Source organism: Streptomyces deserti (assembly GCF_054782695.1).
On sequence record NZ_BAAGRZ010000043.1, the window covers coordinates 1 to 24,233 of the forward strand.

A 24,233-nucleotide genomic window follows, 5' to 3' on the forward strand; every position below is an offset into this window, starting at 1 on the left:
CGGTTACATTCCGAACCCGGAAGCTAAGCCTTACAGCGCCGATGGTACTGCAGGGGGGACCCTGTGGGAGAGTAGGACGCCGCCGAACAATTCTTGATGAAAGCCCCGTACCGGGTTCACTGGTGCGGGGCTTTCGGCATGACATCTGGCCGTAATTGAGCATTGACATGCTCGGGACACGCCCTTACCTTCTAGGTCGTTCGGTGCTCAGAAAGCGCTTTCTATCTGCGGAGGTACGCCATGAGATCGTCCTCGTTAACGATGGCGCTCGTCCTTCTGCTAGGCGTATTGGGGTTCGGGGGCCAGGCGGGTGCGGTCGGGTCGGCCGCGGTGCCGCTGGCCGAGACCGCTCCGACCGGGTTCGCCGCCGTCAACGCGCTCGGCCAGAACGGGACCACGGGCGGGGCCGGCGGTCCGACGGTCACCGCCACCACGTCCGAGCAGTTCCTGGAGTACATCGACACCGTCGGGCCGCTGGTCATCAGGGTGCAGGGCACCATCGACATCACCAGTAAGCAGGGTGTGCGGCCGAACAAGACCATCATCGGGGTCGGTACGTCGGGCGTCATCAATGGCGGCGGGCTCGACTTCTACCGCTCGTACAACGTCATCGTGCGCAACATCAAGTTCACCAACGCCGAGGACGACGCCGTCAACATCGGGCGGGAATCGCATCACATCTGGATCGACCACAACGAGTTCGTCGCTCCGGTCGACGGGGCCCTCGACATCAACCGGGCGGCCGAGTACGTCACCGTGTCCTGGAACTGGTTCAACAAGACCGACAAGAACATGCTGATCGGTCACTCGGACGGCAACGGCGGCCAGGACGCCGGGAAGCTGAAAGTGACCATCCATCACAACTACTTCGACGGGTCGCGGCAGCGGAATCCGCGGGTGCGGTTCGGTGAGCCGGTGCACGTGTACAACAACTACTACCGGAACAACGAGCTGTACGGGATCGCGTCGACGATGAACGCCGGCGTGCTGGTCGAGGCGAACTACTTCGAGAATGTGCCTCATCCCTGCTACTCGGCCAGCGGGTATGCCGACTCCGGTCCGGGGCGGCTGGTGCAGCGCGGCAACCAGTTCGTCGGGTCCGGGACCTGTGAGACCAACGGCAGCGTGACCGAGCCGCGGACCTTCTACTCGTACACGCTGGATCCGGTGGCCGACGTGCCCTCGCTGGTGCGGGCCGGGGCCGGTGTCGGGAAGATCGGCGCCTGAGAGTCGTAGAGCCGATTCGGTGTCCTGGCGCCGCGTACTGGTCCGCCGGGTGGCTGCCCGTCGGGCTGTGCGCGGCGTCTAGGGTCGGGGGATGCGCTATGACCTCGTCATCTTCGACAACGACGGGGTGCTCGTGGACAGCGAGCCCCTCGCCAATGCCGTACTGGCCGCGTATCTGAGCGAGTTGGGGTATCCCACGACGTACGAGGAATCCGTGCGCGACTACATGGGCGGGTCCGTTCAGCGGATCCTCGACACCGTCCGGGAGCGGTACGGCAGGGAGTTGCCCGGCGAGTTCGGGGAGGAGTTGCTGGCGCGGACTCTTGCCGCGTTCGAGCGGGAGCTGCGGCCCGTGGCCGGGGTCGATGAGGTGCTCGGTGGGCTGCGGGACGGGGGTGTGGCGTACTGTGTCGCCTCCTCCGCGCGGCATGCGCGGATCCGGTTCTCGCACCGGACCACCGGGCTGGACCGGTGGTTCTTGGAGGCGTGGGTCTTCAGTGCCGAGGACGTCGGGCGGGGGAAGCCTGCGCCCGATCTCTTCCTGCACGCTGCCGCGGCCATGGGGGTGGCGCCGAAGAGGTGTGTCGTCGTGGAGGACAGTCCTCTCGGGGTGCAGGCGGCGCTGGCGGCCGGCATGGACGTCTACGGGTATACGGCGATGACGCCCGCGGCGCGGCTCGCGGGGGCCACGCGGCTCTTCTCCGACATGGGGGAACTGGCCGCTCTGCTCAAAAGCTGAGCAGAATTCAACTTCCTCTACCCCGGAGTAGGCCGGGGCCCTACGCTGTGCCGCCATGACAGACGGGATGGCCGGCATACCGGCCGGGCTGCGGCGCGGTCGGGCGGCTCTGGCGTTCAGCTTCCTCGCACAGGGGGTCGCCTTCGCGCTGCTCGTGACGCGCATTCCGGCCATCCAGGACCGGTACGGCGTCTCCGACGCACAGCTGCCCGCCTTCCTGGCCGCCGTGCCGATCCTCGCCGGTGCCGGGAGTGTGCTGACGGGCCGGCTGGTGCGGCGGGTGCCGCCGAGCCGGGTGCTGCGGTGGTCCCAGCCCGTGGTGCTCCTGGCGCTGCTCGGGGTCGGCGCGGGGGAGCGGATGGTCGAGCTGGGGGTGGCGCTCGCCGCGTTCGGGCTCGCCGTCGGTGCGCTGGACGCGTCGATGAACATGCTCGGGGTGAGCCTGCAGCGGTCGTACGGGCGCAGCATCATGCTGGGTTTTCACGCGGTGTACAGCCTGGGCGGGATCGTCGGGGCCTCGCTGGCGTGGGTGGGGGCGCACTGGGATCTGGCGCTGTGGGTGTCGTATCTGCCGGTCGTGCTGGTGCTGCTGCCGGCTGTTCTGGTGGGGAGTCGGTGGTACGTCGACGCGGACGGCGTCGGGCCCGTGGCGGAGGCGGTGGGTGAGGGCGGGGGCGTCGGCTTCACGTGGCTGCTGCCGTTCTGCCTGGTGATGACGTTCGCGTACATCGGGGACTCGACGGTCTCCAACTGGAGCGCGAAGTATCTGCAGGACGTGCTGGGGAGTTCCGAGCAGCTGGCGACCGTGCCGTACAACGTGTACATGGTGACGACCCTGCTGGGGCGGGCCGTCGGGGACTTCGGGGTGCGGCGGTTCGGGGCCGTGGCGGTCGTGCGGGGCGGGGCGCTGGTGGCGGCCTGCGGGTTCGCCGTGGTGGCGGGGGCGCCCGGGGCGTGGGCCGGGATGCTCGGGTTCACGCTGCTGGGGCTGGGGTTGTGCGTGCTGGTGCCGCAGACGTTCGCGGCGGCCGGGCGGCATGCCGCTGAGAAGCACGGCCCGGGGGCTTCGGATGCGGCCGTCGCGCGGCTCAATGTCTTCAATTATGTGGGGTTTTTGGTCGGTTCGCCGTTGGTCGGGGCGCTCGGGGACGCGTGGAGCTACCGCGGGGCCATGCTCGTACCGATGGTGTTGGTGCTGGTGACGCTCGTGTACGCCCGGTCGTTCGCTGCTCAACCGGACCGATACGGTGGCGGGCATGAGCGGCCGCGCACAGCTGATGTGGGACGAGGCAGTAACGGGCTATGACTTCGGCCCGGGCCATCCGATGGACCCGGTCCGGCTCGCCCTGACCCGGAGGCTGATCGACGCCTTCGGGCTGGACCGTGAGGTGGAGGTGGTCGCGGCGAAGGCGGCCGGGGAGTCGACGCTGCGGCTCGTCCACCGGGAGGACTACATCGAGGCCGTGAAGGCGGCTTCTGCCGATCCGCGGGCGGCGGATCAGTCGTACGGGCTGGGGACCCTGGACGATCCGGCTTTCGCGGGGATGCATGAGGTGTCCTCGCTGATCGCCGGGCAGTCGGTGGGGGCGGCGGAGGCCGTGTGGCGCGGGGAGGTGCTGCACGCGGTGAACTTCGCGGGTGGGCTGCACCATGCGATGCCGGGGGCGGCGTCCGGCTTCTGCATCTACAACGACGCTTCCTTGGCCATCGCGCGGTTGTTGGAGCTGGGGGCCGAGCGGGTCGCGTACGTGGATGTGGACGTGCATCACGGGGACGGGGTGCAGGCGGCGTTCTGGGACGATCCGCGGGTGCTGACGATCTCGCTGCACGAGCATCCCCGGACGTTGTTCCCGCAGAGCGGGTGGCCGGAGGAGACGGGCGGCGAGGCCGCGGAGGGGTCGGCTGCGAACGTGGCGTTGCCGGCGGGGACCGGGGACGCGGGGTGGTTGCGGGCGTTCCATGCGGTGGTGCCGGAGCTGATCGCCGACTTCCGGCCGCAGGTGCTGGTGACGCAGCACGGGGCCGATACGCACTTCGAGGATCCGCTCGCGCATCTGGCGGTGTCGTTGGATGCGCAGCGGGCGGTGCAGGCCGCCTGTCATGACCTGGCGCACGAGTACGCCGAGGGGCGTTGGGTCGCGCTGGGTGGGGGTGGGTATGCCGTGGTGGATGTGGTGCCGCGGTCGTGGACGCACCTGGTGGGGATCGCGGCGGGGCGGGCTGTGGAGCCCGAGGCGATGATTCCCGAGGCATGGCGGCAGGAGGTGTTCGCTCGGACTCGGCAGTTGGCGCCGGTGCGGATGACTGATGGGCGGTGGCCGGTTTCCTGGGCCTCGTGGGAGGTGGGGTACGACCCTGCGGATCGGTTGGATCAGGCGGTGGTGGCGGCTCGGCGGGCGGTATTTCCGTTGCGGGGGTTGTTGGCGTAGTGGTTGGGCGGAGACCCGTCCGTTGGCCAGGTGCCCGGCGTTGGGGCCGGGGTGGGCTGCGCAACCCGGCGCTGCGGGGTGCCGCCGCGCCCACCCGTGCCGCCCCAGGCAGCACGACTGCCCGCGGGGAGCGGACTCGGCCGTGCGTTGTGAGTGGGTGCGGCGCCGGGCGGTTGGCGGGCCGGGCGATGTGTCCTTCGCAGGTCGGGCTGTGCGCGGGGAGTGGATTCGGCCGTGCGTTGTGAGGGGATGCGGCGCCGGGCGGCTGGCGGGTGCCGCCCCGCCCGCCGTGTCGGCCAGCGGCGCGCAGGCCCGCGGGGTACGGGCCGCTGCCTGCAGCGGCGTCGGTGCCGACTGTGCGCAAGTGCCCCGACCGTCCCCCTGTTGCATGCCCGACGCGCTCAGCCCCCCGTTACGCCAAGCGTGCCCAGTTTCCCCGTTCCCCGGGTATGGCCAATGCCCGTCCACCACCATCAATCCGTGCTGACCCCCCAGGCCCTCCGCGCGCACCTCGTTGCCGCTAGGCTCGCCGGGACCGTGGCGACGCTTCGGGAGGAGAGTCTCCGCCGGTATCGGTTGTTCGCTGCTCGGGATCCTCGTGTGCTGATCGGGATCGACCCTGAAGGGGTATGGGGGCAGCGGGAATTGATCGAGTTGATGGCGGATCGGTGTGGGTTTTCGGCCGATCCCTGGCGGATATCCGGCCATGATGTGATCGATCCGGGGCGGACCCTGGCCGCTCTGGATGCCTTCGCGGAGCGGCTCGCCCTGGCCGCCGAGTGCCGTGCGCGCGTGCTGTTCGGCACCGGGCACCCCCATCGGCTGCTGGGTTTCTACGCCGCCCTGGCAGACGCCCTGTCGGCGGCGGGATGTACTGTCCTCACCCCGGCGCAGGGTCGCTGTGTCGACATAACGACCCGGTTCGGTCTACGTACGTACAACCTCACCTACGTACGAGGAGTCGCGCTGCTGCGAGAGCCCGGCACGGAACGCCCCGGTTGTGAGCCCGGCGCACACACGCACTCTCCCCTCCCGGTTCGTCTCGCGCTGGCCGCGGCCGCCGAGGCCGGCGAACCGCTGCCCGAGCTGGTGATCGGAGACCACGGATGGGTCTGCGGAGCAGGTCAGCTGGGGTTCGAGGCCATCGGGCTCGCCGATACGGACGACCCCGCGCTGTTCGTCGGGGAGGCGGAGGGGGTCGTGTCCCTCGTCGTTCCACTTGATGACGGCGTGCGGTCTGATTACTACCGGCCGCTGACCCGCTACGTACTCAATCGAGCGTGTCTGTCACAGTAGGCCGCCGATGGGTGCACCTCTTCCCCACTCGCATCACCCGCCCCTAGTCTGGGGAGTGAGCACGCAGCGACGAAGAGTCACCGGAAGGGGAAGCCGGTGGCCGTCGAGTGCGGAAGGTTCAGGTGTGTCATGGCTGCAGCTGACGATCAGAGGCCTCTGAACGAGGTTCAGTTCCTTACCGTGGCGGAAGTCGCCTCGGTGATGCGAGTGTCGAAGATGACCGTGTACCGGCTGGTGCACAGCGGTCATCTGCCCGCGATCCGGGTGGGGCGGTCCTTCCGCGTCCCCGAGCAAGCGGTTCACGAGTACCTCCGCGAGAGCTACGTGGGGGTGGAAACAGCCTGACGAGGATCCGGGGAGATCCGTACAGGGCACTCAAGTGGATCTCCCCGGATCTCTCCGACCCCCTCGATTACGACCTCAGCGCGCGGGCGGGTAGGCTAGCCCCTCGTAGGTCGTGTGGGCCCATGGCGCCCAAACAACCGAGTGATGAGAAGTGAGCGAGGGTAGTCGTGGGCTCTGTTATCAAGAAGCGGCGCAAGCGGATGGCCAAGAAGAAGCACCGCAAGCTGCTCAAGCGCACGCGTGTGCAGCGTCGTAACAAGAAGTAAGGTCGCGCGACGCGACACCGCGAGAGCGTGCTGTGGCCCCCCACCCACCGGTGGGGGGCCACATGTGTGTCCGGCGGCTTCGTGCGGCGGGTCGAACCCTGTGCGTACGCCTGGACGGGCACCCTGGCTGGTCTGGTCGTACGTCTGGCTGTTCTCGTCACTTCGTGCATCGGGCGGTCATCACAGCGCAACGACAACCCGCTAAGTTGGCCCCACAGGGGAACGCAGCGGAATACGACGTTCTGGAAGCGTTCTGGAAGGAAGGCGCTGATCTTGGGCAAGGTCGTGCTCGTGACCGGAGTGGCCCGCCAGCTGGGGGGCCGGTTCGTACGACGGATCCAGCGTGACCCCGAGGTGGACCGGGTCGTGGCCGTGGACGCGGTGCCGCCCGAGCACCACCTGGGCGGCGCGGACTTCGTCCAGGCCGACATCCGGCAGCCGACCATCGCGCGCGTGCTCGCCGAGTCGGGTGCCGACACGGTCGTCCATCTGGACGTCACGGGCACGCCGCTGGGCAGCGGGAGCCGGGCCTCGCTGAAGGAGACCAACGTCATCGGCACCATGCAGCTGCTCGGTGCCTGCCAGAAGTCCCCTGCCGTCAAGCGGCTGGTCGTGAAGTCCAGTACGAACGTCTACGGGTCCGCGCCCCGCGACCCGGCCGTCTTCACCGAGACGACCCCGCCCAAGTCCCTGCCCAGCGGCGGCTTCGCCAAGGACACGGTGGAGGTGGAGGGGTATGTGCGCGGGTTCGCGCGGCGCCGGCCGGACGTCGCTGTGTGCGTGCTGCGGTTCGCGAACATCCTGGGACCGGCCGCGGACACCCCGCTCGCCTCGTACTTCTCGCTGCCCGTGCTGCCGACCGTGTTCGGTTACGACCCGCGGCTGCAGTTCGTGCACGAGGACGACGTGATCGAGGTGCTGCGGATCGCCTCGCACGAGCCGCGGCGGGGCACGCTCAACAGCGGCACCTTCAACATCGCCGGCGACGGTGTCCTGCTGCTCTCCCAGTGCTCCCGGCGCCTCGGCCGCCCCACCGTGCCCCTCCTGCTGCCCGCCGTCACGTGGGCGGGCTCGTTGGTGCGTACGCTGGGCATGACGGACTTTTCGCCGGAGCAGATCCGGCTGCTGACCCACGGTCGGGTGGTCGACACGACCCAGATGCGCGAGACGCTGGGATTCCAGCCGAAGTACACGACCGCGGAGACGTTCGCGGACTTCGCGCGCAGCCGCGGACCCGGACTGCTTCCGCCGGAGGCCCTTGCGGGGGCCGTCGACCGGATCGCCGCGCTGCCCGTCCCGGGCAGCGGCCACCCCCCGACGCAGAGCGCCAACTGAGGAGCGCATCAACGATGGCGGACGCCAAGGTCATTCCGTTCGACGACGACCGGAGCCGCGGGAGCGCCGTGACGCGCCCGGCGCGGCGCCGGAGTGCGGGGAGCCGGCGCCAGGGCGGGGAGCCCGCGCTGGTACGCGAGGTCGGTGAGGTCCGCGAGGTCCAGCCCCTGCCCGGCAGGGCGTCCTCGCAGGATGATGTAGCTGTGACCCGTGAGGAACAGCCGCCGCCCGAGCCGGGGGACGAGGGCGGCCTGGAGCGGCGCATCGCGGGCGGCCTGGCCTTCCTGCGCCGCCGCCTCACCGGGGACTACGAGGTCGACGACTTCGGCTACGACGAGGAGCTCACCGACCAGGTCCTGATGTCCCTGCTGCGCCCGGTGTACGAGAAGTACTTCCGGGTCGAGGTGAAGGGCATCGAGAACGTCCCGTCGGAGGGCGGCGCCCTGATCGTCGCCAACCACTCCGGGACGCTGCCGATGGACGGCCTGATGATGCAGGTCGCCGTCCACGACCACCACCCGGCCGGCCGCCACCTCCGACTCCTCGCCGCCGACCTGGTGTTCATGCTGCCGGTGGTCAACGAACTGGCCCGCAAGCTCGGCCACACCCTGGCGTGCTCGGAGGACGCGGCACGGCTGCTGGAGCAGGGCGAACTGGTCGGGGTGATGCCGGAGGGCTTCAAGGGCCTCGGCAAGCCCTTCGCGGACCGCTACAAGCTGCAGCGCTTCGGCCGCGGCGGCTTCGTCTCCACGGCCCTGCGCGCCGGGACGCCGATCATCCCCTGCTCGATCGTCGGGGCCGAGGAGATCTACCCGATGATCGGCAACGCCAAGACGGTCGCCCGGCTGCTGGGCTTCCCGTACTTCCCGATCACGCCGACGTTTCCCTGGCTCGGCCCGCTCGGCGCGATCCCGCTGCCGACCAAGTGGACCATCCAGTTCGGCGAGCCGATCCCGACGGACGGCTATCCGCCGGAGGCGGCCGAGGACCCGATGCTGATGTTCAACCTGACCGACCAGGTCCGGGAACAGATCCAGCACACGCTGTACAAGCTGCTGGTGCAGCGCCGCTCGGTCTTCTTCTGACTTCTTCTGGGCCACGTCTTCCGTGGGTACGACAACGGGGGCGCCCCTCGCTCGAAGGGCGCCCCCACTGTCGTACGGGTGGCTAGTTCGCGTCCTCGCCCTCGATGCCCAGGCCGGGGGGCAGCAGGCGGGGGAGGAGCGGCGGGAGCGTGACGTCCGGCTCGGTGGTCGGCGTGCTGCCGCCCGTGGACGGCGACGCGCTGGCGCCGCTGTCCTTCGGCGGGTCAAGCAGGCCGCCGGTGTTGCCGCCGAGCAGGCCGTCGCTGTCGCTTCCGGAGCCGGCCGACCGGCTGGGGCTGCCGCTGCTGGAGCTGCCCGCGTCGGTGTGCCCGCTGCCGGTGCTCGGGGTCTGGGGACGGTCGGAGCCGGACGAGTCGGTGGACGCCGGACCGGAGCTGCCCTGCCGCCCGCCCGCTCCGCCGCTGCCCTGGGCCGGGGGCTGGGGGAGCAGGGACTGCAGCGGGGCGACGTCTTCGTCTATGGCGTCGAACACCGACGACACCTGCTCGCTGACGTCCCCGAGCTGGACGGGCAGCCTGTCGCGCAGTGCGCCCCAGGCGTCGCGGTGCGAGCGGGAGAAGGCGTCGAGGGCCTGGATGGGGCTCAGGGAGTCCGGGTCGCGTTCGTACGCCTCGCGCAGCAGCCGGTGGCCCTCCGACGCGTCGTGCCGCATGCCGGACAGGGCGCGGCGGATCTCGCCGAGGGATTCGTGGTCCAGAGGGCCGCCGCGGTCGCGCTCCATCAGCCGGCGGGCCTCGCTCAGGCGGGTGGACGCCTGGTCGAGGTAGACCCGGCCCCGCTCGTCGGACCCGTCGGCCAGGCCGCGTTTCACGTCCTCGATGCTGCGCTTGAGGCCGTAGAGCGAGTCGCCGGGCAGGGCGTCGGAGCTGGCGGCGGCGACTCCGCCGAAGGCGCCCGCGGCCACACCGACGCTGAGCCCGCCCGCGGTCAGGCCCTTGGCCAGCCGCGAACGCGGTCGGAACCTCCCCACCGGGCTCGCCCGGTGAGCACCCCGCGCCCGCGTCCGCTGCCCGGGGACCGCGGGATCCGCCGCCTCGCCTGCCGCGGTGCCCTCCTGCAGCATGGCCTCGAAGGCGGCCACCAGCTGCGCCCGCTGGACGACCTTGACCTCCGGGTCCAGCTCCGGTTTGGGCAGCGCGTCGAGACCGGAGGCGAGCGCCAGCAGGCGCGCCTGCTCGGTCTGTTCCGCAGCGGCCGGGGCCGGTGCCGATCCTTCGGACTGCTCGGCCGCCGGGCCCCGATCGGACTGCTCCTCCAGGGCCTGGGCGAAGGCGTTCGCCCGCCGGTGCGCCGATACGTTCGCGATCACTGGCGGCACCTCCTCTCGTCATGACGGTCGACTCCCCAGGGGGTCCTGAGGGTTCCACGCCCTGACCGGATCCACTCGATCGAGTGATCGAAGTCGGCCAGAGAGTGACCACAGGGAGCCTGCATCCCGCACAACGAGTGGCGCGGCACTTGGGTTACGGACGACGGTTGAGCGGATCGGGAGGCCAACGGACTTTCGCGGAACGTGAGTTGACCGTTGCCGAGCGTGGCTCCGGTCAGCGCGCGTCTTCGGGAAGGAGCCGGGCGAGGGTGCGGACGGCCCGGTACTGGAGGGTCTTGATGGCGCCCTCGTTCTTGCCCATGACACGGGCGGTCTCGGCGACGGAGAGGCCCTGGAGGAAGCGGAGCGTCACGCACTCCTGCTGCTGGGGGTTGAGCCGCCGTACGGCGTCGAGCAGGGCGGCGTTGGAGAGGGACTCGAGGACGGAGTCCTCGGGGGAGCGCTCGACCTCGTTGGCGTCGAGCATCTCCCCGGTGGTGACCTCGAGGCGGAAGCGGCTGGATTTGAAGTGGTCGGCGACGAGGTTGCGGGCGATGGTGACGAGCCAGGCGCCGAAGTCGCGCCCCTGCCAGGTGAAGGTTCCGATCCTGCGCAGGGCGCGCAGGAAGGTCTCGCTCGTCAGGTCCTCGGCGGTCGCCTTGCCGCCCACCCGGTAGTAGATGTACCGGTACACGGTGTCGCTGTACTGGTCGTAGAGACGGCCGAAGGCGTCGGCTTCGCCGGCCTGGGCCCGCTCGACGAGGTCCATCATGCGGGCGCTGTCGCTGTCCGCGGCGGGGCGGCGTGCGGTGGCCGCTCCGGACGGGCGGCCGCGTCTGCCCACCGCGGCGCTGCCGTCGGCGAGCGCGTAGCACGGGCCGACGGGGGCGGCGGTGGTGAATGCGGGGACGGCGTACGCGGTGGGGACGAAGCCGCGCAACAGGTCGAGGACCGTTGCGCGCAGCGTAGCCAGGCCCGAGGCGTCAACCCCGACGTGTGGGTACACGGGACTCCCAGAGGCAGAGCTTCCATCACGTGCAGTGCGGGACCTTTCACCCGTCGTAGCGACGGAGGGGTACCGGTTTGCGTCTGAGGAGAATAACGCTTCGTGCAGGCGCTGCTACACCCAGTTGCTCAAATCATCGATTACGTCGCTTCTGTAACCGATTGGCGCTCGATCAGGTGCCGGGTGGTGACCGATTGTTGACCGGATGAGTTCGTATTGCGGGTGGGTACGGGGCGTGTTGTGGCCGTGTGCAGCCAAGAGGACTGGACAGGGGGTTGTGGGGGTACGCCAGTTGGATTGGCCGGGTTTGCGGTGGGCGTGGCGATGTTGGTCCGGGGTCATCAGGTTGACCGCCGGGTTGACCGGTGTGATGAGTTGCCGGGTGGGTGCGTGGGGGCCGGGGCGGGGCGGGTCGCGCAGCTCGGCGCGGCCCCGGCCCACAACGCACCCGTGGGCGCTACCGGCGGCGTCGGTGCAGTGCGATCGCCGCTGCCGTGCCGCCGGCCACCGCGCCCACGCCCGCTGCCGCGGGGATGCCGACCTTCGCTGCCTTGCGGCCCGTGCGGTAGTCGCGTAGGCGCCAGTCCATCTGGCGGGCGTGCTTGCGGAGTTTGGAGTCCGGGTTGATCGCGTACGGGTGGCCGACCAGCGACAGCATCGGGATGTCGTTGTGGGAGTCGCTGTACGCGGCGCAGCGGGAGAGGTCCAGGCCCTCCGCCGCGGCCAGTGCGCGGACCGCCTCGGCCTTCGCCGGGCCGTGCAGCGGTTCGCCGACCAGTTTGCCCGTGTAGACGCCGTCGACCGATTCGGCCACCGTGCCGAGCGCGCCCGTCAGGCCCAGGCGGCGGGCGATGACCTGGGCGATCTCGACGGGGGCGGCCGTCACCAGCCACACCTTCTGGCCGGCATCCAGGTGCGCCTGGGCCAGCGCCCGCGTCCCCGGCCAGATGCGCTCGGCCATGTACTCGTCGTAGATCTCCTCGCCGATCGACTTCAGCTCGGAGACCCGGTGGCCCTTGACGATCGACAGCGCCGAGTCGCGTGCCTCCTGCATGTGTTCGGGGTCCTCCACCCCGGCCAGCCGGAACCACGCCTGCTGCCAGGCGAACCTCGCGAGGTCGCGCGTCTCGAAGAACTTCCGTTTGTACAGGCCCCGCCCGAAGTGGAAGAGCGCGGCGCCCTGCATCACGGTGTTGTCCAGGTCGAAGAAGGCGGCGGCCTTGTCGTCGCCGTGCACCGGGAACTGGGGTTCCTCGGTCGTACCGGCGGTCTCCTGCGAGGACTTGCGGGCTGCCTCCGCCGAGGCCTCGCCTGCCAACACGCTCCGCGCCGTGGCGGAGCGCCTACGGGGAGTGAGCCATCCGAGAGCGGCCATGGCGTGAGCATAGCCAGTCTGTTCGGTGGTTCCGGAGTCGAGAGGTTTGGAGGGTGTGAACTCTCCACGACTGTGTCGTTAAAGGGCAGATCCCGGGCGGCGTGTTGCCTGGCGCGTCGCCTGGTGCGGCGCCGGGCGCTTCCGAGGGTTCCCCTGCCGTGCCGGCGCGCGAGAATGGCCGACATGAGTCCCCTCTTCCGTCGCAGGCCCCCTCAGGACCGGCTCGTCACCCTCATCCGCAAGCCCGGCTGCCACCTGTGCGACGACGCGCAGGTCGTGGTGGAGAAGGTGTGCGGTGATCTCGGCGTCCCCTGGGAGCAGAAGGACATCACCCAGGACCAGGAACTCCACGACCGGTACTGGGAGCAGATCCCCGTCGTCCTCGTCGACGGCAAGCAGCACACGTTCTGGCGCGTGAACGAGGAGCGCCTCCGCAGGGCCCTGACTGACTGAGCAGTCCAAAGTGGCCGGAACGTCGCTTAGGATCGACGGCGGCTTGGTCTCGGGGGCGGGATGCGTAAGGAGAGTGTGCGATTTTGCCCCCAGAAGCGAAGGAACGATGGTGCTCGTGCGCCGGTTCCCTGCGGCTGCGCCGGGGGCGCGTGACCCCGGTCACTTTGGCCGGGCAAAACGGACACCATCTTTGTGCACGCGTTCACAAAGACATAGCCTGCATTCGACGGGGCGGTCATGTAGGGACGTATGACCGCCTACAGCCCCGCTCTACCCGCAGGAGCACCGTGGCAACTGGCCGAACTCACCGACCGGCGACCCGTAGCCGAGGGATTCCCGAGGCCACCGTCGCCCGGCTTCCGCTGTACCTCCGAGCCCTCACCGCGCTCTCGGAGCGCTCGGTGCCCACGGTCTCCTCCGAGGAGCTCGCGGCGGCGGCGGGGGTCAACTCCGCGAAGCTGCGCAAGGACTTCTCGTACCTCGGCTCCTACGGGACCCGGGGGGTCGGCTACGACGTCGAGTACCTCGTCTACCAGATCTCCCGCGAGCTGGGGCTCACCCAGGACTGGCCGGTTGTGATCGTCGGTATCGGTAACCTCGGCGCCGCCCTCGCCAACTACGGCGGTTTCGCCTCCCGCGGTTTCCGGGTCGCCGCGCTCATCGACGCCGACCCCGCGCTCACCGGCAAGCCGGTCGCCGGGATCCCGGTGCAGCACACCGACGACCTGGAAAAGATCATCAAGGACAACGGGGTGTCCATCGGGGTCATCGCCACCCCCGCCGGTGCCGCCCAGCAGGTCTGCGACCGGCTCGTGGCCGCCGGGGTCACCTCCATCCTGAACTTCGCGCCGACCGTGCTGTCCGTCCCGGACGGCGTCGACGTACGCAAGGTCGACCTCTCCATCGAGCTGCAGATCCTCGCCTTCCACGAGCAGCGCAAGGCCGGCGAGGAGGCCGCGGCCCAGGCGGCCATACCGGCCGCCGCCCGCAAGGAGTCCGCCGCCGACCAGGGGCCCGACGGGGACGTACCCGCCGTGATGCCGGCATGAGTCTCCTCGTCGTCGGTCTGAGCCACCGCAGCGCCCCGGTCAGCGTGCTGGAGCGGGCGTCGCTGAGCGCGGACGCGCAGACCAAGCTCCTGCAGGACACGGTCGCCGCCGAACCGGCCGCCGAGGCCGCCGTGCTGGCCACCTGCAACCGCATCGAGCTGTACGCCGACGTGGACAAGTTCCACGCCGGTGTCGCCGAGCTGTCCACGCTGCTCGCCCAGCACAGCGGTGTCGGCCTGGAGGAGCTCACTCCTTATCTCTACGTGCACTACGAGGACCGGGCCGTCCACCACCTGTTCTCGGTGGCCTGCGGGCTGGACTCGATGGTCGTGGGCGAGGGGCAGATCCTCGGCCAGATCAAGGACTCGCTCGCCCGGGCGCAGGAGCTGCACACCGCCGGCCGGCTGCTGAACGACCTGTTCCAGCAGGCGCTCAGGGTCGGCAAGCGCGCCCACTCCGAGACCGGCATCGACCGGGCCGGGCAGTCCCTGGTCACCTTCGGCCTGGAGCAGCTGGCCGTCGGTACGGCGGTCGAGCAGTGGGCCTCGGGCAAGAAGGCGCTGGTCATCGGCGCCGGTTCGATGTCCTCGCTGGCCGCCGCGACGCTCGCGCGGTCCGGGGTCGCCGAGGTCGTGATCGCCAACCGTACGTACGACCGTGCCGAGCGCCTCGCGCAGATCCTGGGCGAGGGCGACGACACCGGCGTGCCGGCCCGCGCGGTACCGATGGAGTCGGTGCCGGTCGAGCTGACACGTGCCGATGTCGTGGTGTCCTGCACCGGGGCGACGGGGCTCGTGCTGTCGGCCGACGCGGTCGCGGCGGCGGTGCAGGGCCGTACGGGCGAGCCCGTCGCCTTCGAGGAGAGCGGGCGTACGCCCGAGCGGCAGCTGCCGCCGACCGCCGTCGGCAGCGACGAGGGCTGCCCGCTCGACCTGTCCGCCGTGCAGCCCGGCTTCTCCGTGATGGGGGAGGCGGCGGTCGCCGGCATGGACGCCGCGACGCTGGAGCAGCACGCCGCGTGGGTCTCGGGCGGTGCAGTGGAGCGCCGCGAGGGGGCCCGTCGTACGCCCGAGGCGGACGCGGAGCTGATCAGCGCGCTGGCCGCGACCGCCGCGACTGTGGGCCGGATACCCGAGCGGCGCCGGCCCGAGCCGGTCGCCGAGCCGCCGCGTCCGGTTCCCGTGCTGTTCCTGCTGGACCTCGCGATGCCGCGCGACATCGACGCGGCCGCGCACCGGCTGGCCGGGGTGCGGCTGGTCGACATCGAGTCCCTCGCCGAGGCCTCCGCGGAGGCTCCGATGGCTGCCGATGTGGACCAGGTCAGGCGTATCGTCTCCGATGAGGTCGCGGCGTTCGGGGCGGCGCAGCGGGCCGCGCACATCACGCCGACCGTGGTCGCTCTGCGCACCATGGCCGCCGATGTCGTGGCCAGCGAGATCGCCCGGCTGGAGGGGCGGCTGCCCGGCCTCGACGACAAGCACCGCGCGGAGATCACGCAGACCGTGCGGCGGGTGGTCGACAAGCTGCTGCACGCGCCGACCGTACGGGTCAAGCAGCTCGCGGCCGAGCCCGGCGGCGCCGGGTACGCGGACGCGCTGCGGACCCTGTTCGACCTCGACCCCGAGACGGTGGCCGCCGTCTCCCGGGCCGAGGACAGCACCACCGAGAAGAACCGAGGGCCAGCATGAGCGACAAGGCACTACGGCTCGGTACCAGGCGGAGCAAGCTCGCCATGGCCCAGTCCGGGCAGGTGGCGGACGCCGTGAGCCAGGTGACCGGACGGCCCGTCGAACTCGTCGAGATCACCACGTACGGCGATGTCTCCCGTGAGGCGCTGGCGCAGATCGGCGGCACGGGGGTCTTCGTGACCGCGCTGCGCGACGCGTTGCTGCGCGGCGAGGTCGACTTCGCGGTGCACTCGCTGAAGGACCTGCCGACCACGCAGCCCGACGACCTGGTCCTGGCCGCCATCCCGGAGCGCGAGGACCCGCGGGACGTGATCGTCGCCCGGGACGCGCTGAAGTTCACGGACCTGCCGCGCGGGGCGCGCATCGGCACGGGTTCGCCGCGCCGCATGGCGCAGCTGAACGCGTACGCACGCGGCCACGGCCTCGACATCGAGACGGTGCCGATCCGCGGGAACGTCGACACCCGCATCGGATACGTGCGGGCCGGTGAGCTCGACGCGGTCGTGCTGGCCGCCGCCGGACTGAACCGGATCGGCCGCAGCGACGAGGTGACCGACTTCCTGTCGGTCGACACGGTTTTGCCCGCCCCCGGCCAGGGGGCTCTGGCGATCGAGTGCGCCGCCGACCAGGCGGACCTGATCGCCGCGCTCGCCGAGCTCGACGACCCGTTCACGCGGGCCGCCGTGACCGCCGAGCGGTCACTGCTCGCCGCCCTGGAGGCCGGTTGCAGCGCCCCTGTGGGCGCGCTGGCCGACCTTCCCCCACTCTCGGCTCCGCTCGAGCGGGGGGACCCCCAGGCCAACGGGCAGATTGTCAAGGAAATGCGCCTGCGGGGCGTCGTCGGCACGACCGACGGCACCTCGCTGGTGCAGCTGTCCACCACCGGTCCCGTGCCCGAGACACACGACCAAGCGCTGGCGCTCGGTCGCGAACTCGCCGCCGAGATGCTTGCCGCGGGCGCGGCCGGTCTGATGGGGGAGCGAGCACAGTGAGCCCCACCACCCTTCCCGCCGGTCCGGAACACGGGCACGTCACCTTCCTGGGTGCCGGACCCGGAGATCCGGGACTGCTGACACTGCGCGCCGTCGAGGCGCTGGCGAACGCGGACGTCCTCGTCGCCGAGCACGAGGTGCTCGACGTCGTCCGCAAGCACGCCAGGCAAGGCGTGGCCGAGGTGCACGCGGACGCGGATCCGTCGGATCCGCCGGGTTCGTCCTCGAACCCGGCTCCGGGCACAGGCACGCCTCAGCTCAAGGTTGTTGACGGCACGTCAACAACCGTCGCCGTCCCCGCTGTGCGGGATGCCGCACATCTTGTCATGGAGGCCGCGCGGGGCGGCAGGCGGGTCGTGCGTGCGGTGTCCGGGGACCCCGGGCTCGACGCGTACGCCGCCGAGGAGATGCTGGCGTGCGCCGCGGCCGGGGTGCCCTTCGAGGTCGTCCCCGGCATCGCGACCGCCGTCGGCGTGCCCGCGTACGCCGGTGTGCCGCTGCGGGACGCGCAGGGCGCGGACGTGCGGTTCGTGGACGCGCGTACCGCGTCGGACCGGTGCTGGACGGAGGTGGGCGCCTCGGACGGCACGGTCGTCGTGTCGACGACGCTGGACTCCGTGGCGGCGGCGGCCGGTGAGCTGGTCTCCGCGGGCCGCAAGCCCGATACGCCGATGACGGTGACGATCGCCGGTACGACGACGCGTCAGCGGACCTGGACCGCCACGCTGGGGACCATCGCCCAGACGCTGAAGCAGGCCAAGGTGCTGCCGTCGCCGGACGGCGGGCGGCCGGTGATAGCCGTGGTCGGTGAGCGCAGTGCCGCCGCCCAGCGCGACCAGCTGTCGTGGTTCGAGTCCAAGCCGCTGTTCGGCTGGAAGGTGCTCGTGCCGCGGACGAAGGAGCAGGCGGCGTCGCTCTCCGACCAACTGCGGTCGTACGGGGCCGTGCCGCACGAGGTGCCGACGATCGCCGTCGAGCCGCCGCGCACGCCCCAGCAGATGGAGCGGGCGGTCAAGGGGCTCGTGACGGGCCGCTACGAGTGGATCGCCTTCACGTCGGTGAACGCGGTCAGGGCCGTGCGGGAGAAGTTCGAGGAGTACGGGCTCGATGCGCGGGCCTTCGCCGGCATCAAGGTCGCGGCGGTGGGGGAGCAGACCGCCAAGGCGCTGATCGCCTTTGGTGTGAAGCCGGATCTGGTGCCCAGTGGGGAGCAGAGCGCTGCGGGGCTGCTGGAGGACTGGCCGCCGTACGACCCCGTGTTCGACCCCATTGACCGGGTGTTCCTGCCGCGGGCCGACATCGCGACGGAGACGCTGGTCGCCGGGCTGATCGAGCTGGGCTGGGAGGTCGACGACGTCACGGCCTACCGGACCGTGCGGGCCTCGCCGCCGCCGGCGGAGACGCGGGAGGCGATCAAGGGCGGTGGCTTCGACGCCGTGCTGTTCACGTCGTCGAGCACGGTGCGGAACCTGGTGGGTATCGCCGGGAAGCCGCACAACGTGACGGTGATCGCCTGTATCGGCCCCGCTACGGCCAAGACGGCCGAGGAGCACGGGCTGCGGGTGGATGTGATGGCGCCCGAGCCGTCCGTGCACAAGCTGGCGGAGGCGCTCGCCGACTTCGGTATGCGCAGGCGGGCTGCGGCGATCGAGGCCGGGGAGCCTGTTACCCGGCCCAGTGAGAGGCGGCCGGGGGGCCGGCGGAGGCGAACGACGACGTAGGCGTGGTCGTGCTGGGCTTCGGTGCCGGGGCGGGGTGGGTGCGCAGCCCGCCTCAGGGGCACGGCTGCCCGCAGCTGCGCTGTCAAGCGGGCGTCACCGCGTGGCCGAAGCGGAGCAGGTTGGCCGGGTCGTACCTGGACTTGTCGTGGCGTAGGCGGTCGTAGATCTCCGGGGTCCAGGCGCGGGCGCGGTCGGACTCGTCGCCCGGGGTGCCGTGGATGTTGACCATCGTGCGGCCGGTGCTGTACGGGGACATCGCGGCGTACAGGGACCTCGTGGCCCGTTCGACGGCTTCCCCGGCCGGTGGGGCCGCGAGGATGCCGACCGTGTCCAGGAAGTAGTTCGCGTCACGGGCGCAGATCGCGTCCGCCACGCGCGCGGGGCGTGCGAGGGCGCCGCCCATGTGACGGAGCTCGGCCATGAGCAGGGGGCAGTCGTCCACCGCGGGGCCGACCTGGTCGAGGAACGCCCGGACGGCCTCGGGGGGCAGGTCGCGCAGGAGGGCGCACGCCTCACGGGCCGGGAGTGGGTCCTGCGGGTCCAGGTGGATGCGGTCCAGGGCCGCGTACGGCATCTCCTCCACCGTGTCGACCGCCACCGGCGCGGCCGCGCGGATCGGGGCCAGGAGGCTCTCGCCCTCGGTCGGGTCGGCGGTGTAGGCGATGGCGACGCGGGCCCAGAAGCCGCCGCGCAGGGGCTCGGGGATCTGGGGGATGGGGGGCAGGCGGAGCACGGTGAAGGCGCTGCACATCTCCTCGGGGACGCGCCGGGTCCACTCGACCCAGGCCTTCAGCAGGGCCTCGGTGTGCTCGCCGGGGCAGTAGATGCCGCCGCCGAGGAGCGTGGACAGGGGGAACAGGTCGAAGACCATCGACGTCACGACACCCACGTTGCCCTTGCCGCCGCGCAGGGCCCAGAAGAGTTCGGGCTCGTGCCGGTCGTCCGTCTCGTGCAGCATTCCGTCGGGGGTGGCGACCTGGAAGGAACGGACCAGGTCGGTGGCGTAGCCGTACGTCCGGCCGAGGACCGGCAGGCCCCCGCCGAGTGTGTAGCCGATCACGCCCGCGTCCGTGGAGGTGCCGCAGAGTGCGGCGAGACCGTGGGGGGCCGCCGCGTCCAGGACGTGCCGCCACTTCGCGCCGGCGGCGGCGGTCGCGGTGCGTTCGGCCGGGTCGACCCGTACGTCGGTCATACGGCTGGTGTTGATCAGCAGCCCGTGGTCGATGGGGAAGTTGGCGCCGTGGCCGGTGCCCTGGACGGCGACGGGGGTGCCGGTGGCCGAGGCCCAGCGCAGGGCGGTGACGATGTCGTCGGTGCCGGTGGCCCCGACGACCACGTCCGGTGTGTGCAGGGCGGCCAGGTTGAAGCCGGTGACCTCCTCGGCGTAGCCGTCGTCGCCGGGGCGCAGCACCGGGCCCCGGATCTCGGAGAGGGCGAACAGGTCGGGGGTGTGGTGCGTGGCGCTCATCGCGTCCTCCGTGGCGGGCGTACGGAGGGACGGCGGCGGTCGGGGAGGCCGTCGGGTCCTTGTTTCTCCAGGATGGACCCGGGGGGTGCCGTGTGCATACGGGGGCCTGGGCTTGCGGGGTGCCTCCCCCGACATCGCGTCGGCATCGGGCCCCCTGGGGCGGGCGTAGCGTAGGTGGCATGACGACGTACGGATCCTTTCCCGGTACGCGGCCGCGGCGTCTGCGGAGTACTCCCGCCATGCGTCGGATGGTCGCCGAGACCCGGCTGCATCCCGCCGACTTCATCCTCCCGGCCTTCGTGCGCGAGGGCGTCAGTGAACCGGTGCCGATCGCGGCGATGCCGGGTGTCGTGCAGCACACGCGGGACAGCCTGAAGAAGGCGGCCGCGGAGGCGGTGGCGGCGGGGATCTCCGGGATCATGCTGTTCGGTGTGCCGGAGGAGTCGAAGAAGGACGCCGTCGGGACGCCGGGGACCGATCCGGACGGGATTCTCCAGGTCGCCATCCGGGATGTGCGGGCCGAGGTCGGGGACGAACTGCTCGTCATGTCCGATCTGTGTCTCGACGAGACGACGGATCACGGGCACTGCGGTGTGCTGGACGCGCAGGGGCGGGTCGACAACGACGCGACCCTCGAACGGTACGCCGAGATGGCGCAGGTGCAGGCCGACGCCGGGGCCCATGTGGTGGGCCCCAGCGGGATGATGGACGGGCAGATCGGCGTCGTCCGCGACGCCCTGGACCAGATCGGGCGGGAGGACGTGGCCATCCTCGCCTACACCGCCAAGTACGCGTCCGCCTTCTACGGGCCGTTCCGGGAGGCCGTGGCCTCGTCGCTGCGGGGGGACAGGAAGACGTACCAGCAGGACCCCGCCAACGTACGGGAGTCCCTGCGGGAGTTGGCCCTCGACCTGGAGGAGGGGGCCGACATGGTGATGGTCAAGCCCGCCGGCCCCTACCTGGACATCCTCGCGCGGGTCGCCGACGCCGTGGACGTGCCCGTCGCCGCCTACCAGATCTCCGGCGAGTACTCGATGATCGAGGCCGCCGCCGAGAAGGGCTGGATCGACCGGGACCGGGCGATCTTCGAGGCCCTGACCGGCATCAAGCGGGCGGGCGCGCGGAACATCCTCACCTACTGGGCCACCGAGGTGGCCCAGAAACTGAGTTGAGCCTCCGTACGCCAGGTCAGTGGGTGAGGGCCTCCGCCCTGCTCGGCAGCCAGTACGTCACCGACAGCGAGCTGTCGTAGTACACGCCCTTGGGCCGGCGGGGACGGCGTCGCGGCGGGGCCGCCGTCGCTGTGGGGGGTGGCGCCCTGGAAGCCGACCGTGAGCTTGCGGCCGGTCGTACCGCCGTCGCCGCTGCCGTCGGCGGCCGACAGCAGGACGCCCGCGTAGCCGGACTCGCCGGGCTGAAGTGTCGTCACCGCCTGTGGCTGTGACTCCTTGACCGGCTGCGGGACCCACCGCATCTCGTCGAAGCGGAGGACCGGGTAGTACGTCAGGTCGCAGGTCTTCGAGCCGGTGTTCTTCACCGTGATCAGCAGGTGGTTGAGGGGGCGGGGGACCGGCTGGACGGTGACGGTGGTGTGGGAGCCGTTGCACAGGACGCGGTTCGCGGGCGCTTCGGGGCCGGTGGCCCCGGTCCTGCCGGTTCCGGGCGAGTCCGCCCGTGCCGTCCTGACATGCCGTGCGGGCGGCGCGGTACGTGCGCATGACGGTTTCCTTTCGGACAAAGGGAGTGCGGAAGAAAGCCGAAGCCGTGCCGCTCGACCGGGGCGCCGGGAGCGGCGTGCTTGGATGACGAGAGCTTGTGCTGTGATCCGTCCCGGCTGCCGCACCCGGCGGACGACCAGGGACGCTGGAACGCCCGCACCGGCTTTGACCAGGGACATGACCATTCCCTGGGACGGGGGAACGGGACACGGGGGTGGGAGGAACAGTGTCGGAGGGCACTGCCGCGGCGGACTTCGCCGCGCTGCTGGGGGAGTTGAAGGAGCGCTCGGGGCTGAGCTACGGCGTGCTCGCGAGACGGCTCCACATGAGTACGTCGACGCTGCACCGGTACTGCAACGGGGATGCCGTGCCGGCGGATTACGCGCCCGTGGAGCGCCTGGCGCGGTTGTGCAGGGCGACGCCGGAGGAGCTCGTCGAGCTGCACCGGCGGTGGGTGCTGGCGGATGCGGTGCGGGGGCGGAAGGGGGCGGCCGGTCCTTCGGGGGCGCCCGTGGCAGTGGAGCCCGAGGCCTCGGACGCGGGAACTGCGATGGCGGAGTTGCCCGTTGCGCCGCCCGCCGAAGCAGAAGCGGAAACGGAAACCGGAGTGGTGGTGCCCGCAGTGGCCGCCCCGGTACCCGGGAAGCCGGACCGGCACCGCCGTACCCGTCGTCGTACCGCTGTCGTCGCAAGCATCGCCGTGGCCGCCGTCCTCGGTGTCGTCACGCTCGCCGTGAGTCTGCCGTCGGGCGGGGCGGACGCCGACGGCCGCCGGAGTTCCGCGGGAGCCGCACCGTCCGCCGACGGTGGGGGCGGCGAGGTCCTGTCGGCGTCCCCGTCTCCGTCCCGGAAGGAGGCCGAGCCGGACTCCCGGAAGCGCGACGACAAGGCCGGGGCCGCCGACCCGTCCGGCTCCGCGAGCGCGCGTCCCACCGGCCGTACCGGGGGCGGGGGTGGGGGCGGCGGCAGTGCGGCCGGTGCCGACACCCACGCCGAGGCCGCTCCGCTGACCGTGACCACGTACCCGCACGACTGGGAGGCCCCCTGCGGGCAGCACTACCTCGTCAACCGGCCGCCCAGCCAGGTGCCCGCGCCGCCGAAGGAGGAGGACGCGCCCGCCTGGGTGGCCAAGGCCGGCGCGGTGCCGTCGGGGCAGCAGTACGTGAAGCTCACCGTGCAGGGCACCGGCGAGGAGACCGTGGTGGTGCAGAAGCTCACCGTCCGGCTGGCCGGCAAGCGCGCGCCCCTCGCCTGGAACGACTACGCCATGGGCTACCCCGGCGTCGGCTGCGGCAGCAGCGTCCCGACCCGCTTCTTCACCGTCGTCCTCGACGCCGTGCGCCCCGGCCTGGTCCCCGAGGCGGGCCAGGAGACCTTCCCGTTCAAGGTGTCCGAGTCGGAACCGGAGGTGTTCTACATCAAGGCCGACGCCTCCGCCTACGACGTCAGCTGGTACCTGGGGTTGTCCTGGACCAGCGGCTCACGCAGCGGCACGGTGGAGATCAAGGACGACGGCCGTCCCTTCCGTACGAGCGGCAACAACGGGCGCCCGGCCTACGAGTTCCCGCTCGGCGGCGACAAGTGGGTCGAGGAAGGCACCACGTCCTGAGCCGCGGGCACGATCAAGTCCCATGGGCCGTTAGGTTGTTGACCACCGATGTGGTTGCTTGTCGAAGCACCGACTCTTCAGGGGAGACGCCCATGCCCGGTGACGCCCTCAGCCAGGATCCCGCCGAGCTGAGGAGGAGGATCGACAGCACCAAGGCGCACCCGGCCCGGGTCTACGACGTCTTCCTCGGCGGCAAGGACCACTACCCCGCGGACCGGGAGGCGGCGGCCGCCGCACTGGCCGCCAACCCGCGCGGGTATCTCGACGTACGGCACAACCGCGACTTCCTGCGCCGGGCGGTGACCACGCTGGTGCAGGAGGACGGGATCAGGCAGTTCCTCGACGTCGGGACCGGGCTGCCGACCGCGGAGAACGTGCACCAGATCGCGCAGCGCGTCGCCCCCGAGTCGCGCGTCGTCTACGTCGACAACGACCCGGTCGTGCTGGCGCACGCGCGCGCCCTGCTCACCAGCGGGCCCGAGGGGCGTACGGACTACATCGACGCCGACCTGCGCGAGCCGGCGCAGATCCTCGAACGGGCCGCGAAGACCCTGGACCTCGACCAGCCCGTCGCGCTGTGCCTGGTGGCGATCCTGCACTTCGTCGAGGACGAGGAGGCGTACCCGATCGTGCGCGGGCTCGTCGACGCGCTGCCCTCCGGCAGCCGCCTGGTCCTCAGCCACCTCACCGAGGACCTCAACCCGGAGAACATCCGCGCGGTCCAGCGGACGTACACGGAGCGGGGGTTCACCTTCGTGCTGCGGTCCCGCGCGGAGGTCGAGCGGTTCTTCGGCGAGAACTCCCTGGAGGTCGCCGACCCGGGGGTCGTCCCCGCGCACCGCTGGCGGCCCGACCACAACGCGCCCGTCCCGGAGCAGCCGGAGGACTCCTACCTGGCGGGCCTCGATGCCATCGAGAAGGTCCGGTACGCCGACATCAACGACGTCACGGACGCGGACATCAACGTGTACGCGGCGATCGGTACGAAGGGCTGAAGCCGCCGGGACCGGCGTGTGGGCCGGCGTCCGGATCGCGGAAATCTGCTTGTAGGTGGCAGGTAGTTTCCTAGGCTGCGGGCACGCCTCGTCACCGCAGCCGAAGG

Annotated in this window: 21 protein-coding genes, 1 rRNA gene and 1 pseudogene; 18 read left to right on the top strand and 5 right to left on the bottom strand. The window is 71.1% G+C overall.

What is annotated here, in order from left to right:
* The 10 genes from rrf to ACYVMZ_RS36425 form a co-directional block, all read left to right on the top strand.
* Positions 1-88: ribosomal RNA gene (gene rrf, locus ACYVMZ_RS36380) — 5S ribosomal RNA — on the top strand; the annotation flags it as partial.
* Positions 89-261: 173 nt separating this feature from the next.
* On the top strand, positions 262-1,227 hold the full coding sequence (locus tag ACYVMZ_RS36385) for a pectate lyase family protein (RefSeq protein ID WP_461087164.1): 966 nt from the start codon (positions 262-264) through the stop codon (positions 1,225-1,227).
* A 91-nt stretch (positions 1,228-1,318) separates the two neighbouring features.
* Positions 1,319-1,966, top strand: coding sequence for an HAD family hydrolase (locus ACYVMZ_RS36390; RefSeq protein ID WP_461087165.1), 648 nt, complete (start codon positions 1,319-1,321; stop codon positions 1,964-1,966).
* A 55-nt stretch (positions 1,967-2,021) separates the two neighbouring features.
* Positions 2,022-3,272, top strand: a complete 1,251-nt coding sequence (locus ACYVMZ_RS36395) for an MFS transporter (protein ID WP_461087166.1) — start codon at positions 2,022-2,024, stop codon at positions 3,270-3,272.
* On the top strand, positions 3,223-4,395 hold the full coding sequence (locus ACYVMZ_RS36400) for an acetoin utilization protein AcuC (protein WP_461087167.1): 1,173 nt from the start codon (positions 3,223-3,225) through the stop codon (positions 4,393-4,395). Before ACYVMZ_RS36395 ends, ACYVMZ_RS36400 begins: the two co-directional genes overlap by 50 nt.
* Positions 4,396-4,875: 480 nt before the next feature.
* Positions 4,876-5,691 carry a phosphatase gene (locus ACYVMZ_RS36405; protein ID WP_461087168.1) on the top strand — a complete coding sequence of 272 codons (816 nt, stop codon included), beginning with the start codon at positions 4,876-4,878 and terminating at the stop codon, positions 5,689-5,691.
* A gap of 129 nt (positions 5,692-5,820) precedes the next feature.
* Positions 5,821-6,036, top strand: coding sequence for a helix-turn-helix domain-containing protein (locus tag ACYVMZ_RS36410; protein WP_461087169.1), 216 nt, complete (start codon positions 5,821-5,823; stop codon positions 6,034-6,036).
* 167 nt (positions 6,037-6,203) lie between these two features.
* The gene (locus ACYVMZ_RS36415) at positions 6,204-6,302 is read left to right on the top strand and encodes a 30S ribosomal protein bS22 (protein ID WP_003948845.1); all 99 of its coding nucleotides are present in this window, start codon (positions 6,204-6,206) and stop codon (positions 6,300-6,302) included.
* A gap of 273 nt (positions 6,303-6,575) precedes the next feature.
* Complete coding sequence (locus tag ACYVMZ_RS36420) at positions 6,576-7,637, top strand: NAD-dependent epimerase/dehydratase family protein (RefSeq protein WP_461087170.1); 1,062 nt, start codon at positions 6,576-6,578, stop codon at positions 7,635-7,637.
* Positions 7,638-7,651: 14 nt separating this feature from the next.
* On the top strand, positions 7,652-8,722 hold the full coding sequence (locus tag ACYVMZ_RS36425) for a lysophospholipid acyltransferase family protein (RefSeq protein ID WP_461087171.1): 1,071 nt from the start codon (positions 7,652-7,654) through the stop codon (positions 8,720-8,722).
* A gap of 82 nt (positions 8,723-8,804) precedes the next feature.
* On the opposite strand, the gene ACYVMZ_RS36430 is transcribed toward ACYVMZ_RS36425, so the two are convergent.
* From ACYVMZ_RS36430 to ACYVMZ_RS36440, 3 genes are all read right to left on the bottom strand, one after another.
* Positions 8,805-10,052, bottom strand: coding sequence for a DUF5667 domain-containing protein (locus ACYVMZ_RS36430; RefSeq protein ID WP_461087172.1), 1,248 nt, complete (start codon positions 10,050-10,052; stop codon positions 8,805-8,807).
* Positions 10,053-10,287: 235 nt separating this feature from the next.
* Positions 10,288-11,058 (bottom strand): ECF subfamily RNA polymerase sigma factor, BldN family, encoded by a 771-nt coding sequence (locus tag ACYVMZ_RS36435; RefSeq protein ID WP_461087173.1) that lies wholly within the window; start codon positions 11,056-11,058, stop codon positions 10,288-10,290.
* Between the two features lie 457 nt (positions 11,059-11,515).
* A complete protein-coding gene (locus ACYVMZ_RS36440; RefSeq protein WP_461087174.1) occupies positions 11,516-12,433 on the bottom strand; it encodes an HAD family hydrolase in 918 nt (305 codons plus the stop codon).
* A 174-nt stretch (positions 12,434-12,607) separates the two neighbouring features.
* Here ACYVMZ_RS36440 and ACYVMZ_RS36445 point away from each other — a divergent pair, with 174 nt between their 5' ends.
* The 5 genes from ACYVMZ_RS36445 (at position 12,608) to ACYVMZ_RS36465 (ending at position 18,336) form a co-directional block, all read left to right on the top strand.
* A complete protein-coding gene (locus ACYVMZ_RS36445) occupies positions 12,608-12,886 on the top strand; it encodes a glutaredoxin family protein (RefSeq protein WP_461087175.1) in 279 nt (92 codons plus the stop codon).
* 287 nt (positions 12,887-13,173) lie between these two features.
* Positions 13,174-13,935 carry a redox-sensing transcriptional repressor Rex gene (locus tag ACYVMZ_RS36450; protein WP_461087176.1) on the top strand — a complete coding sequence of 254 codons (762 nt, stop codon included), beginning with the start codon at positions 13,174-13,176 and terminating at the stop codon, positions 13,933-13,935.
* Positions 13,932-15,623, top strand: a complete 1,692-nt coding sequence (locus ACYVMZ_RS36455) for a glutamyl-tRNA reductase (protein WP_461087177.1) — start codon at positions 13,932-13,934, stop codon at positions 15,621-15,623. The genes ACYVMZ_RS36450 and ACYVMZ_RS36455 overlap by 4 nt, the downstream gene beginning before the upstream one ends.
* Positions 15,620-16,615 carry a hydroxymethylbilane synthase gene (gene hemC / locus ACYVMZ_RS36460; RefSeq protein WP_461087178.1) on the top strand — a complete coding sequence of 332 codons (996 nt, stop codon included), beginning with the start codon at positions 15,620-15,622 and terminating at the stop codon, positions 16,613-16,615. Before ACYVMZ_RS36455 ends, hemC begins: the two co-directional genes overlap by 4 nt.
* Complete coding sequence (locus ACYVMZ_RS36465; protein WP_461087179.1) at positions 16,612-18,336, top strand: bifunctional uroporphyrinogen-III C-methyltransferase/uroporphyrinogen-III synthase; 1,725 nt, start codon at positions 16,612-16,614, stop codon at positions 18,334-18,336. The genes hemC and ACYVMZ_RS36465 overlap by 4 nt, the downstream gene beginning before the upstream one ends.
* Before the next feature lie 82 nt (positions 18,337-18,418).
* Here the strand turns inward: ACYVMZ_RS36465 and ACYVMZ_RS36470 are convergent, their stop codons facing one another.
* Positions 18,419-19,804, bottom strand: a complete 1,386-nt coding sequence (locus ACYVMZ_RS36470; RefSeq protein WP_461087180.1) for an FAD-binding oxidoreductase — start codon at positions 19,802-19,804, stop codon at positions 18,419-18,421.
* A 179-nt stretch (positions 19,805-19,983) separates the two neighbouring features.
* Between ACYVMZ_RS36470 and hemB the strand changes: the two genes are divergently transcribed.
* The gene (gene hemB / locus ACYVMZ_RS36475) at positions 19,984-20,976 is read left to right on the top strand and encodes a porphobilinogen synthase (RefSeq protein WP_461087181.1); all 993 of its coding nucleotides are present in this window, start codon (positions 19,984-19,986) and stop codon (positions 20,974-20,976) included.
* Between the two features lie 16 nt (positions 20,977-20,992).
* On the opposite strand, the pseudogene ACYVMZ_RS36480 reads toward hemB, so the two are convergent.
* A pseudogene (locus tag ACYVMZ_RS36480) lies at positions 20,993-21,455 on the bottom strand (DUF4232 domain-containing protein); the annotation flags it as partial.
* Between the two features lie 293 nt (positions 21,456-21,748).
* On the opposite strand from ACYVMZ_RS36480, the gene ACYVMZ_RS36485 reads away from it, so the two are divergent.
* Positions 21,749-23,131 carry a helix-turn-helix domain-containing protein gene (locus ACYVMZ_RS36485; RefSeq protein WP_461087182.1) on the top strand — a complete coding sequence of 461 codons (1,383 nt, stop codon included), beginning with the start codon at positions 21,749-21,751 and terminating at the stop codon, positions 23,129-23,131.
* A gap of 92 nt (positions 23,132-23,223) precedes the next feature.
* Positions 23,224-24,126: an SAM-dependent methyltransferase gene (locus ACYVMZ_RS36490; RefSeq protein ID WP_461087183.1), complete on the top strand. Its 903-nt coding sequence runs from the start codon at positions 23,224-23,226 to the stop codon at positions 24,124-24,126.
* The last annotated feature ends 107 nt before the right edge of the window (positions 24,127-24,233 follow it).

What these genes read in the sequence shown, in the direction of transcription:
- ACYVMZ_RS36445 (WP_461087175.1), top strand. Translation starts at nt 12,608, where the DNA reads ATGGCCGACATGAGTCCCCTCTTCCGTCGCAGGCCCCCTCAGGACCGG.
- ACYVMZ_RS36385 (WP_461087164.1), top strand. Translation starts at nt 262, where the DNA reads ATGGCGCTCGTCCTTCTGCTAGGCGTATTGGGGTTCGGGGGCCAGGCG.
- ACYVMZ_RS36395 (WP_461087166.1), top strand. Translation starts at nt 2,022, where the DNA reads ATGACAGACGGGATGGCCGGCATACCGGCCGGGCTGCGGCGCGGTCGG.
- ACYVMZ_RS36490 (WP_461087183.1), top strand. Translation starts at nt 23,224, where the DNA reads ATGCCCGGTGACGCCCTCAGCCAGGATCCCGCCGAGCTGAGGAGGAGG.
- ACYVMZ_RS36440 (WP_461087174.1), bottom strand. Translation starts at nt 12,433, where the DNA reads ATGGCCGCTCTCGGATGGCTCACTCCCCGTAGGCGCTCCGCCACGGCG.
- ACYVMZ_RS36390 (WP_461087165.1), top strand. Translation starts at nt 1,319, where the DNA reads ATGCGCTATGACCTCGTCATCTTCGACAACGACGGGGTGCTCGTGGAC.
- ACYVMZ_RS36425 (WP_461087171.1), top strand. Translation starts at nt 7,652, where the DNA reads ATGGCGGACGCCAAGGTCATTCCGTTCGACGACGACCGGAGCCGCGGG.
- ACYVMZ_RS36470 (WP_461087180.1), bottom strand. Translation starts at nt 19,804, where the DNA reads ATGAGCGCCACGCACCACACCCCCGACCTGTTCGCCCTCTCCGAGATC.
- ACYVMZ_RS36400 (WP_461087167.1), top strand. Translation starts at nt 3,223, where the DNA reads ATGAGCGGCCGCGCACAGCTGATGTGGGACGAGGCAGTAACGGGCTAT.
- hemB (WP_461087181.1), top strand. Translation starts at nt 19,984, where the DNA reads ATGACGACGTACGGATCCTTTCCCGGTACGCGGCCGCGGCGTCTGCGG.
- hemC (WP_461087178.1), top strand. Translation starts at nt 15,620, where the DNA reads ATGAGCGACAAGGCACTACGGCTCGGTACCAGGCGGAGCAAGCTCGCC.
- ACYVMZ_RS36410 (WP_461087169.1), top strand. Translation starts at nt 5,821, where the DNA reads ATGGCTGCAGCTGACGATCAGAGGCCTCTGAACGAGGTTCAGTTCCTT.
- ACYVMZ_RS36455 (WP_461087177.1), top strand. Translation starts at nt 13,932, where the DNA reads ATGAGTCTCCTCGTCGTCGGTCTGAGCCACCGCAGCGCCCCGGTCAGC.